15 protein-coding genes and 1 tRNA gene are annotated in these 10,962 nt (G+C 54.1%); 13 read left to right on the top strand and 3 right to left on the bottom strand.

What is annotated here, in order from left to right:
- Window positions 1–152: glutathione S-transferase N-terminal domain-containing protein (locus tag ABWP27_RS10170; RefSeq protein ID WP_353156251.1), on the top strand; the 152-nt coding region annotated here is incomplete at its 5' end.
- Between the two features lie 18 nt (window positions 153–170).
- Here ABWP27_RS10170 and ABWP27_RS10175 read toward each other — a convergent pair.
- Window positions 171–845 carry a phosphoribosyltransferase gene (locus ABWP27_RS10175; RefSeq protein ID WP_353156211.1) on the bottom strand — a complete coding sequence of 225 codons (675 nt, stop codon included), beginning with the start codon at window positions 843–845 and terminating at the stop codon, window positions 171–173.
- 229 nt (window positions 846–1,074) lie between these two features.
- Between ABWP27_RS10175 and ABWP27_RS10180 the strand changes: the two genes are divergently transcribed.
- From ABWP27_RS10180 to ABWP27_RS10195, 4 genes are all read left to right on the top strand, one after another.
- Window positions 1,075–1,452, top strand: coding sequence for a VOC family protein (locus ABWP27_RS10180; protein WP_353156214.1), 378 nt, complete (start codon window positions 1,075–1,077; stop codon window positions 1,450–1,452).
- 90 nt (window positions 1,453–1,542) lie between these two features.
- Window positions 1,543–1,932 carry a cupin domain-containing protein gene (locus ABWP27_RS10185; protein ID WP_353156217.1) on the top strand — a complete coding sequence of 130 codons (390 nt, stop codon included), beginning with the start codon at window positions 1,543–1,545 and terminating at the stop codon, window positions 1,930–1,932.
- A 44-nt stretch (window positions 1,933–1,976) separates the two neighbouring features.
- Window positions 1,977–2,873 carry a class A beta-lactamase gene (bla, locus tag ABWP27_RS10190; RefSeq protein WP_353156220.1) on the top strand — a complete coding sequence of 299 codons (897 nt, stop codon included), beginning with the start codon at window positions 1,977–1,979 and terminating at the stop codon, window positions 2,871–2,873.
- 402 nt (window positions 2,874–3,275) lie between these two features.
- On the top strand, window positions 3,276–4,028 hold the full coding sequence (locus ABWP27_RS10195; RefSeq protein ID WP_353156223.1) for a transporter: 753 nt from the start codon (window positions 3,276–3,278) through the stop codon (window positions 4,026–4,028).
- An 82-nt stretch (window positions 4,029–4,110) separates the two neighbouring features.
- Here ABWP27_RS10195 and ABWP27_RS10200 read toward each other — a convergent pair.
- Window positions 4,111–4,187 (bottom strand) — tRNA-Pro (locus ABWP27_RS10200).
- Between the two features lie 217 nt (window positions 4,188–4,404).
- Here ABWP27_RS10200 and ABWP27_RS10205 point away from each other — a divergent pair.
- The 3 genes from ABWP27_RS10205 (at window position 4,405) to ABWP27_RS10215 (ending at window position 6,184) form a co-directional block, all read left to right on the top strand.
- The gene (locus tag ABWP27_RS10205; protein ID WP_353156226.1) at window positions 4,405–5,052 is read left to right on the top strand and encodes a LysE family transporter; all 648 of its coding nucleotides are present in this window, start codon (window positions 4,405–4,407) and stop codon (window positions 5,050–5,052) included.
- 217 nt (window positions 5,053–5,269) lie between these two features.
- A complete protein-coding gene (locus tag ABWP27_RS10210) occupies window positions 5,270–5,671 on the top strand; it encodes a DUF2721 domain-containing protein (protein WP_353156229.1) in 402 nt (133 codons plus the stop codon).
- Between the two features lie 117 nt (window positions 5,672–5,788).
- Window positions 5,789–6,184, top strand: a complete 396-nt coding sequence (locus tag ABWP27_RS10215) for a DUF2237 family protein (protein WP_353156231.1) — start codon at window positions 5,789–5,791, stop codon at window positions 6,182–6,184.
- Between the two features lie 43 nt (window positions 6,185–6,227).
- Here the strand turns inward: ABWP27_RS10215 and ABWP27_RS10220 are convergent, their stop codons facing one another.
- A complete protein-coding gene (locus tag ABWP27_RS10220; protein WP_353156234.1) occupies window positions 6,228–6,764 on the bottom strand; it encodes a DUF3617 domain-containing protein in 537 nt (178 codons plus the stop codon).
- 224 nt (window positions 6,765–6,988) lie between these two features.
- Between ABWP27_RS10220 and ABWP27_RS10225 the strand changes: the two genes are divergently transcribed.
- The 5 genes from ABWP27_RS10225 to sbcB all read left to right on the top strand — a co-directional run.
- Window positions 6,989–8,131: a GGDEF domain-containing protein gene (locus ABWP27_RS10225; protein ID WP_353156237.1), complete on the top strand. Its 1,143-nt coding sequence runs from the start codon at window positions 6,989–6,991 to the stop codon at window positions 8,129–8,131.
- 167 nt (window positions 8,132–8,298) lie between these two features.
- Window positions 8,299–8,619: a hypothetical protein gene (locus tag ABWP27_RS10230; RefSeq protein WP_353156239.1), complete on the top strand. Its 321-nt coding sequence runs from the start codon at window positions 8,299–8,301 to the stop codon at window positions 8,617–8,619.
- Window positions 8,616–9,491 carry an HDOD domain-containing protein gene (locus ABWP27_RS10235; protein ID WP_353156242.1) on the top strand — a complete coding sequence of 292 codons (876 nt, stop codon included), beginning with the start codon at window positions 8,616–8,618 and terminating at the stop codon, window positions 9,489–9,491. The genes ABWP27_RS10230 and ABWP27_RS10235 overlap by 4 nt, the downstream gene beginning before the upstream one ends.
- Before the next feature lie 10 nt (window positions 9,492–9,501).
- Window positions 9,502–10,470: a GGDEF domain-containing protein gene (locus ABWP27_RS10240; RefSeq protein WP_353156245.1), complete on the top strand. Its 969-nt coding sequence runs from the start codon at window positions 9,502–9,504 to the stop codon at window positions 10,468–10,470.
- Window positions 10,471–10,505: 35 nt separating this feature from the next.
- The coding region (sbcB, locus tag ABWP27_RS10245; protein ID WP_353156248.1) for an exodeoxyribonuclease I at window positions 10,506–10,962 on the top strand (457 nt) is incomplete at its 3' end.

Below are 10,962 nucleotides of genomic sequence, written 5' to 3' on the forward strand. Positions count from 1 at the left end.
ATTCGACAGAAAATCGCCAGGCCCTGTTGACGCAAGGTGGCAGCAGCAAGGTGCCGTGCCTGACAATCACCGATGAAGAGAACAAGACGCGCTGGCTGTACGACTCGCGCGAGATCATTGCCTATCTGCAGCAGCGCTTCGTCGCCGCGTAGACGCGGCCAGATCATCACTCAGTCATTCGGCAATGAATTCGGCGCTGTAGCACCACTGCCTGCGGCAAGTATCTGGCTGACTTCCTCATCGTCCACCTGAGAAAACAGCGCATAAAACTGGCTGATGGCGCCGAATTGCCATGTCTCATGCAGACACACCACCTTGTCCACCAGCGGCTCGATTTTTTCCAGGCTGTCTGACGCGCCGATCGGGATCGCGCATACCAGCTCGGCAGGTTTTTTGGCACGCACTGAATGCAATGCGGCAATCATGGTCGCACCGGTCGCCAGGCCATCGTCCACCACGATCACAACTCGCCCCTGCGGATCGATGGGATGCATGAAGGGTGCATACAGAATACGTCGCTGCTGTAACTCAGCCAGTTGCCGCTTCCTGATTTCTTCCGTTATGGCGATCGAATCTTCATCTTCTTCATCTGGGGACGACAGATAAACCCAGCCCGTCTCGTCGATGGCGCCAATCGCGAACTCCGGATTGAAGGGGCTGGCCAGCTTGTGTGCCAGCACGATATCCAGCTCCCCGTGCAGGCGCTCCGCGAGCACTTTCCCCATCGGTACCGCACCGCGTGGGATCGCCAGTATCAAGGGATTGCGCCCCTGGTACTCCTGCAAGCTCGCCGCCAACTGCTCTGCAGCGTCCATGCGATCAATAAAGATTTCTGATTCGTCCATTTGATTCGCCTGCCATGTGCGGAATGGAGCAAGGAAAAACTGCCTCGCATGACCACTCCATTTGAAACTTCATATGCCGCAAGCATTAGATTATTCTGCATGGCTGCAAGTTCGATCTGGCCGGGCATTTAACAGCTTATTCCTGTACGAATGAGTACGCTGTATTCCCGGATCAAGAAGGAAGACAAGTCAGCCGTAACATTTGACGACAAGCATTTAAAATAAGCGCATGAAAATCGATCACGCCACCATCGTCACGCCGCAACTGGAAGAAGTGCGCCACTTCTTCTGCCACATCGTCGGACTGACTGAAGGAGATCGCCCGCCATTTCGCTTCGGCGGTCACTGGCTGTATCACGACGGCAAGCCGGTCATCCATTTGGTGAAAAGCAATTCCAGTCATCCACCTGCCAAAACACCATCCCGCATCGACCATATCGCGTTCAGAGTAGAAGATGAAACTGAATGGAGCAAGCTCATCGCCAGGCTACAAGGCGAAAATATTGAATATCAATCGTCCGAAATACCGGTAACCGGCGAACGGCAATTATTTGTCGTGCCTACATCCGGCGTGATGATCGAATTCGTGACGGCATCATCTGACTGACATGATTGAATTGATGAATACACGCTCGTAGCAACAAACCCATAGCCCTGATTCCACACAATTACTTTTCCCTGATTACTGCGAATAACCATGACCACATTTAAAAACATCGTCCTCTACACCGACACTGACGGCCTCGCGAAATTTCGTGAAGAAGACATCGCATTGCCGGACGGTTCGCCGAAGGCCTTGCTGTCGGACCTCTTTCCGTCCAATGGATTTCAGGTACGAAAAAGTCCACCGGGCGTGAGCAGCGACTTCCACTGCACGACGACGGCGCAATGGCTGGTGGTATTGAGTGGCCAAATGGAAATCGGTTTGCGCGATGGAACGGCACGCATCTTCAAGGCGGGCGATCATTTTTTCTCCAATGATCTGCTGCCGGAAGGCGCTGCATTTGACAGCGCCGTGCACGGCCACCGCAGTCGGGTTGTCGGCGATACGCCGCTGGAAACCTTGTTCGTCAGGACTGCCGACTAAAGACGCGCTCCATCCCGTAGACAGATCGTTCATCACAAAAAATCATGCTCCATTCCACACACAGACGCTCACTCTTGCTAGCCGCACTCGCCACGCCTTTTGCAGGTATTGGTATGCCTGCTTGCGCAAGCAATCAGAAGATCAGCACTGTAAATAGTGAACTGGCAAAGCTGGAAGCATCCGCCCAAGGACGCCTGGGCGTCGCCGCAATCAATACCGGCAACGGCATGCGCGTGCACTATCGCGCGGATGAACGCTTCCCCTTTTGCAGCACATTCAAGACCATCGTCGCCGCAGCCATCCTGCAGAAAAGCACGACAGATAGCGGCTTGCTGGAAAAACGCATCCACTACAACAAGGATGAAGTTGCAAAATCCGGTTATGCGCCGATTACGCAAAAGCACATGGCCAGTGGCATGACGATTACCGAACTGTGCGCAGCCACTTTGCAATACAGCGATAACGCGGCAGCAAACTTCCTGATGAGGGAATTGGGCGGACCGGCGGCGGTGACTTCCTATGCACGCTCTATCGGCGACGATACCTTCCGGCTGGATCGCTGGGAACCGGAATTGAATTCAGCCTTGCCCGGCGACGCACGCGATACGACGACCCCGGCAGCAATGGAAAAGAGCCTGCAAGAACTGACACTGGGTAATGCGTTGATGTTGCCGCAACGTGAACAGCTTGTCGCATGGTTGAAAGGAAATACAACCGGCGGCAAGCGCATGCTGGCAGGTGTGCCGACTGACTGGATCGTTGGCGACAAAACCGGCACCGGCTCATACGGCACCACCAACGACGCAGGCGTGCTATGGCCTGCAAATCGTGGTGCGCCCATCGTGGCCGTGATCTACTTCACGCAAAACGAGAAAGACGCCGCGCCACGCGATGACGTAATCGCTGCTGCAACACGCATCACGGCTGGCGCATTGCGCTGAGATCGCTTCGCTTGGGCGCCTGCTCTGTACGGCTTCTTCAGCTTCCGAAAGATCGTACATGGCTGCACCGCTCTCAGCCTGATCGCGCAAGTTGCAACATCGGCTGATGCCGTTTTTTTCGATATCACATTACACATAAAGCTCATATCGAATCGGCGCGTTTGAATCTGTTGCGACGGCATCCGGCAAACATCACCAGCAAACCGCCCTGGCGGTTTTTGCTGATCGATCCCGTGTCTTTATCTGGAATCTTGCTGCGCAAAACTCGTTCAGGAACGGTATCATTCGGGCTCGCAGGCAGTTATAAGCTCATAGCGATGTTGAGGTAAATGGACGCGCGTCCCGATTGCATATAACCCTTGTCTTCACCTTGCGCTCAACAAGCATCCAGATTTACCCCATATGAAAACTTTTGCCATCTTGTTGATCGCAGCGAACTGCACCGCCGCACATGCGGATGATAGTGCTGCAACCATTCCCTATCGTGCTGCCGTTTCCTCCTCTGCGCAACTGCCCGAGCCCGACCAGATCGAAATCGAAATGGGAGCAATCTCTTCCAGGACAAATGAACTGCGTCGCAACGGCTTGCCTTATCAGCTGACGATTCCATTCAGCGATGAATGGGGAGTGATGCTTGGGGGTGAGGCCTATGTATCTGAGCGCAATGCCGGTAGCCGCGCGCATGGCGCAGGCGACACCCACTTCACACTCAAACGTGCATTCCTGATCGACAATGCAACGGCATTCGGGCTGGAATTATCGACCAAAATACCGACCGCAAAAGACAGCATAGGAAGCGGCAAGGAGGATTACGCCCTCAACGGTATTTTCAGCCAGGACTTCGGCGATCTTCACATGGATTTGAACCTCATCTCCACCCGCATGGGTGCGCTGATTGCAGGCACCAGTCGCATGCAGACCGGTTGGGCCGCTGCATTGTCCAGCCCGATTACAGAAAAATGGGGCGCACTGGTGGAAGTTTCCGGCACCCGGCAAAACGGCGCACCGAGTACCGCTGAAGTACTGACCACGATGGCCTATCGTCTGAACAAGCGAATGACGTTTGATTTTGGCGTTGCCAAGGGCCTGAACAAGGCCTCACCGAATTGGTCCGTCTTTACCGGGATCGTGATGTCTGTTGCCAATCCGTGGTGAAGACTTGCACAATCGTTTTCCGGCAACGATCAACACATATGCCCTGCCCCCGCACAACAAGCGAAGACCATGATCAGGCATTTGGTCGGGGTGAGAGGATTTGAACCTCCGACTCCTGCGTCCCGAACGCAGTACTCTACCGGGCTGAGCTACACCCCGACGTGTAACAAGCAGGCATGCAAGGGCAGACAATCCCAGTTTAATCAATTTGGATAAATTTGTGGAGAGGCCACGCATCGCCTAGTCGGACAACTACTGTTCGCCCATACCCGTTGTCGATTTTGCATAATCGACATTTTCCTGTCATCTGGCCGCACAGAGAAAAGCAGGTCGCGCCGCCAAGGTTTATCATGTGCGCTTTACCGTATCGCCCATCATGACTTTCACCCTCTGGCTCACCTTCCTTGTTGCTGCTGTCGTTATCGCCGTTTCTCCCGGTTCCGGTGCAGTGCTGTCCATGTCGCATGGCTTGTCATACGGTGTGAAAAAAACCACCGGCACGATCCTCGGCCTGCAGGCCGGATTGATCCTGCTGTTGCTGATTGCAGGCGCCGGCGTCGGCTCGCTGCTGCTGGCATCGGAAGTCGCGTTCAATATCGTCAAGACAGTCGGTGCCTTGTATCTGATCTACCTCGGCTGGAGTCAGTGGCGTGCAAAAGTGACTGTCGCACCGGATGTGGCAACACCGGCAGCGACACCGGCACATGTGCCAAGCTGGCGCAAGCGCTTCCTGCTTGGATTCTTTACCAACGCGACCAATCCCAAAGGCGTGATTTTCATGGTGGCGGTCTTGCCGCAGTTTATTGTGCAGAATGCGCCGTTGTTGCCGCAACTGCTGATTCTGGCGGTAACGATGTGCACTATCGATGTGATCGTGATGCACGGCTATGCACTGGCAGCCTCTGCAATGCAACGCTTCCTCCGTGATGCACGCGCCTTGAAAAAACAGAATCGCTTCTTTGGCGGCTTGCTGATGGCGATTGGTGCGGGCCTGTTTTTTGTCAAACGCAACCCCGCGATGTAATCCTGCCGTCAGCCTTCGCCATTACAATAGCGACACGACAGTATCGGCAGATACTGTCGTCAGGTTGATACTGGACACCCAGTCTTTTCTCCTGCTACGCAATTCGGCCAACCCGTTTACCACCATGACGGATGTGCTTTTTGTGTGATTGATCATGCTGCGCCACAAGCGCGGATATGCCCTTTTCTAGACCAACCCTTACTAGATGAATGAACCTATGGATCTGACTACTCCTGCCCTGCTCTTTCCCGCCATTTCCCTCTTGCTGCTGGCTTATACCAACCGTTTCCTGGTAACGGCGCAACTGATACGCCAGTTGCACGTCAAGTATCAGGATGGCGCGCGAGAAGAAGTAATCCGGCAAATTTCCAACCTGCGCCAACGCGTGCTACTGATACGACGCATGCAGGCGATGGGCGTGATGTCTTTTCTGCTGTGCGCGCTGTCCATGTTGCTGGTTTTTATCGAACTGATTGTGGTCGCAAAAGTCATTTTCGGCCTCAGCATTTTCATGCTTGTGATGTCGCTGCTGGTGTCGCTGCATGAAATAACGATCAGTACCAAGGCAATCGAAATCGAGATGGAAGATATGGAACAAAGCCTGCGCCAGCACGATTGAAGCTGCGCTCTTGCATACATTAAAGTCAGCGCAAACCGTGCTGACTTTGCCGCCTGTTTGCGCGTATAGTTGCATACTCAGGCGCGACCCTATCATGCCGTATCCAGCAAATTTTCTATGACGCAAGCTACTCTACCCATCGCCAAAAACGTCTTCGGCGAACCTCTGGTGCCCTGCTCTTTCAAGCCGCTGACCGGATATTTCCGCGATGGCTGCTGCAAAACCAATGAAGAGGATGTCGGCACGCATATTATTTGTACCGTGATGACGGCAACGTTTCTGGAATTCAGCAAGGGATGCGGAAATGATTTGTCCACACCGCGACCGGAATGGAATTTCCCTGGCTTGAAACCGGGTGATCAATGGTGCTTGTGCGCCAATCGCTGGGTGGAAGCATGGCGCGCCGGCGTGGCGCCCAAAGTGGTATTGGAAAGCACCAATCAGACGGTTCTGCAAATTGTCAGCCTGGCCGATTTGCGTGCGTATGCGTACGCAATGCCGGAAGAAGAATAAGTCGCCATCCGCGGCATGCGCCTCTTCCCTCGTTCCCGACCTCTTATTTTTTCTGCAGCGGATCCTGCATCGGTTTGATTGAGCCGCAGTTGGCACCCAGCCATTTGCCGCTGCTGTCGTGGCGATCATCGACCGGCCTGCCGCTAACAGTGCCCTTGAATGTCGAACTGGTGCTGAAGCTCTGGTCGCTGGCATAGACGGTTTTGATCGTACCCTTGCCTTTCATCGCAGGGCCGTTGCACACCATATCCATCGTATGAGTCGTGCCGCTGCGTTGCATATTTTTAAGCTCGCAGCCGGTTTCCTTTGCATTCATCTGCGACACTTCATCGCGCTCGGCCATTTCCTTCGTGATGCATATCTTGTTGACGATGGTGCCGCTTTGCAGTTGTGTGACATCTACCCCCATCTTGCGCATTTGCTGGATTTGCTCCGGCGACATCTTCGGCATGTTTTTCATCATGTCCGATTGCATCGTCATTTCCCACAAGCCGGGTTTGATATTGCCTGCGGCAAACCCCGGCATGGCAAGCAGGAACATAGGCGCAGCAGCAAGGGCGGCAATAAAAGACTTGAACATGATGACTCCGGCTGGAAGTGATTTCAGCATCCTACCCCCTCACCCTCACACAGGACAATAGCACCCGAATACGCACGTCATGCGCTGCCTGGATTGAGGTTTGCGGCTACTGTTTTTTTACTTTTTTTCGGCACAATAATTAACAATATTTCTATCAAGAATCAGCTAGACTTGTTTCAAGCCTGCAAATTTCGGCATGCTTATTAGTTCCGGATAGCACCATCATGGATGCACTGACCGCTGGTACCGTACTGATTCTTGTGCAATTTTGTATTGCACTGGTAATGGCCGGGGTTTTCTTTGCTGCACCCACCGACAAATGCACGCGCTACTGGGCCATATCCGGCAGCTTGATCGCGCTTGGTGTATTGATCGCAATCCTGAACAATCGCCTGCCTCGTGCTTTCGCGCTACTGAGCGGTATCGGCCTGATCATGGCCGGCCTGATTTATCAATGGCACGGCATCCTTGTTTTTTATAAAAAGCAGCCGCCCAAATGGGGATGGGGTATTTTTGCCGCATTCCTGCTGATACTTAGCGTACTGTTGTATCTCGATGCAACAGCCGCCCAGCGCTCCATCCTGTATTCCGTTACCACATTGATCCTGCTCGCATTAAGCTTCCAGGCGATCTGGCAAGGACAAGGCGGTTCGCCACGCACTTTTGTCCAAAGCCTGGTGCAAGGCGCAATCATGCTGCTGATGATCAGCTACATCCTGAAAATCGGCATCGCGGTGATTTATATCAGCCAGGGCCTGCCGGTTACTACACTCTCCACCCGGGAAGTCATCGTGACTTACCTGATTCCTACCGTCGGCACGGTACTGTTCTCGATCGGTTTGCTGCTGCTGTATTTTGAGCGTACGGTCGAAGAAAACCGTCATTTGGCAACGCATGACGAATTGAGCAAGCTCTTCAATCGCCGTGCCATTGTGGCGGCTGGCGAACGCGAATTGGATCTGGCTATCCGTCTGCAACGTGAATTGGCGATCGCGTTTATCGACATCGATCTGTTCAAACACTTTAACGATGAATTCGGCCATGACGCCGGTGATACCGTCATTACAGAAGTTTCCGCCGTCCTGCAGCAAGCCTGTCGTTCCATCGATCTGGTGGGGCGTTATGGCGGAGAAGAATTTTTGATTATCCTGCCCGGCGTCGATAGCCAGGGTGCCGCGCAAATCGGCCAGCGTTTGGTCGAGGCGATGCATGAATACCACTTTCTCGGCGTCCATCCAGTGACAATCAGCGTCGGCATGGCCATTGTGCCCCAAAATATCGAGTGTTCGTGGGCGCAACTGCTACGCCGCGCAGACGCTGCCTTGTATGAGGCAAAAAATCTGGGGCGCGACAGGTACTGCGTGTAACTCGCGGCCAGCATGTTGCAAGCGCAGTGTTTCTCTTTTTCCGTATCGCACCGTGTACGTACTTTCCGCCCTGCGTCTGCATATACAACACGCAAACTATTTCCAGATAGATACATCCTGTGCCCGGTGGTAAGCTAGTCTCAAATCAGAAAAATGAGATTGCCATCGTGACCACCATCAAGACTCAACTTGCACTAGCAGAAGTAAGCCCCGGCATGGTTCTGTCGGACGACCTGCTCGATTTGCAAGGGCAGGTATTGCTGCCGAAAGGTGCAACGCTGACCGAGCAAACCATCGAATCGCTGCGCAGGCACGATGTCGTTTCGCTCAGAATCATAATGGGAGAATTAACGCCGGAAGAAGAAGCGATACAGCACGCACATTTCCAGCAACGGCTCGAACGGCTTTTTCGCAAACTGGACGATAGTCCAGCCAATGTTTTGCTGCAGCGCTATGTACGCGACTTTCGCCTCGGAGGACAGTCATGACGTCCCAGCTTCCTGAGCCGAATGTCAGCACGCTGCATTTTCAGCGGGTTCTTGACCAGATTCGCGATCTGCCCGCCTTGCCGGCCATCGTGCAGGATTTGATGAAAAACATCGGTCCCGATGACGACGATATCAACATCATTACCCGCAAGGTGATGCTCGATCAGGCGCTCGCCGCCAAAACGCTGCGCTTTGCCAACTCTTCTTTTTACGGTGTACAGGCCAAGGTCACGACGATTCAGCAAGCCATCACGCTGATAGGCGTGGATTCGGTACGGCATGTAGTCACGGCAACTGCATTAACCGGTTATTTCCCTTCGTCCGACTGCGCCGGATTGAACTTCATCGCGATGTGGCGACATGCGATCGCAACCGCAGTCTGTGCGCGTGTATTGGCGCGGCATCTGCACGTCAATCAGGATTACGCATTTACCGCCGGCCTGCTGCATGATATCGGCCGTCTGCTGCTCGTCACGTATTTCCGTCGCGAATACGATGCCGTCATCGCCTACCGCAACCTGCATGATTGTCAGTGGCTGGAGGCCGAGCAGACGATCATGGGCATGGATCATGCGATGGCAGGCGAAGCGCTGGCCGCACACTGGAATTTTTCCGACACGATCCGCTTTGCAATTGCCGGCCATCACAAACCGGAAGGGCAGAAAGTCAATTCGCTCGCTTCCATCGTGCATATTGCCAATGCCATCGTGCACGCTCTTGATCTGTCCGGACTGGAAGATGACATGGTGCCGCCAATATCGCCAAGCGCATGGGAAGGGCTGGAGCTGAGTGAAGAAGTTTATCTGCAGGTATTTCATGAAACGGAATTACAGTTCGATGAAGTAAGTCGCGTACTGCTGGCGGAAAAATAGAAAGACGAAGTTGGAACACATTACGCATTTTGGCGCTTCGTCTTACACGATAGACAAGCTGCATTTATTCGATGGCGTCAGCGACCCGGCTGTCGGCACGCTGCTGGAACAATGCGCAATAGAACGGATATCGAGTGGCGAGGCACTGCCAAATACGCATGGCGCCGCAGCGTGCGTATACGTGGTCTTGCGTGGCGCGCTGGGCAACACGCTGCTGGCCGACGATACGCAGCAGGTGCGTAGCGATAAAATCCTGCCCGGCGAAAGCATAGGTGAATTATCGGTGCTGGACGAGGCGGTACATGCCAATACCCTGATGGCACTGGAAGAAACCGATCTGCTGGTCATTCCATCACGCACTTTATGGAAACTGATCGATGAGGTCGATGGCGTGGCGCGCAATCTGTTGCGCCAGTTGTCCTTCCGTCTGCGTGCAGCCAATGCACAATTGCGGCGACGCGAAAAAGTCGGCGAATTCTATCGCCAGCTGTCGATGCTGGATGGCTTGACCGGTTTGTATAATCGCGCCTGGCTGAATGACAAGCTGGCGGGATTGGTCGAAGAAGCGCACCATGCCGGCCGGCCGCTGTCGCTGATCATGATCGATCTGGATCACTTCAAGAAATTCAACGATCAGTACGGCCACCAGATGGGCGACCATGCCTTGCGCATTGCCGCCGGCGTACTGAACGCGGCATTGCGTCCCAGCGATTTTGCCGTGCGTTACGGCGGTGAAGAGCTGACCGTCATCCTGCCGGACAGCAATGCAGCGACCGGGAAAATGGTCGCGCAGCGTCTGTGCGAACGCATGCGTGAAGCAATTGTATTTGAAGATATGCATTTGCCGCTGCCGCACCTGACCGCCTCCTTCGGCATCGCCACGCTGGATGCACAACACGATCAGGAAGATCTCATCACACGCGCCGATGCTGCCTTGTATCGCGCCAAGGAAGCCGGGCGCAATCAAATATCGGCTTAACCCGGCGCCGCCTTACTACTTACCAATTATTCACGATGTCCACGCACACCTTTCTCTGGCACGACTATGAAACCTTCGGCATCAATACGCGTCGCGATCGGCCGGCGCAATTTGCCGCCATTCGCACCGATGCCGAACTTAATGAAATCGGCGAACCCATCATGCTGTACTGTCAGCCCGCCAACGATTTCCTGCCCGATCCGCAATCGTGCCTGATCACCGGTATCACGCCGCAAGTCTGCCTGGAGCGCGGCATACCGGAATATCAGTTCGCAGCAAAAATCGAAAGTGAACTGGCGCAAACCGGCACCATAGGCGTCGGCTACAACACCATCCGTTTCGATGACGAAGTCACGCGCTTCATGTTCTGGCGCAATCTGATCGATCCGTATGCACGCGAATGGCAAAACAATTGCGGGCGCTGGGATATCCTCGATGTCGTGCGCACCGCCTATGCCTTGCGTCCCGAAGGTATCAACTGGCCCAAACATC

This window comes from Herminiimonas fonticola, from assembly GCF_040395855.1.
Classification (GTDB): domain Bacteria; phylum Pseudomonadota; class Gammaproteobacteria; order Burkholderiales; family Burkholderiaceae_D; genus Oxalicibacterium; species Oxalicibacterium fonticola_A.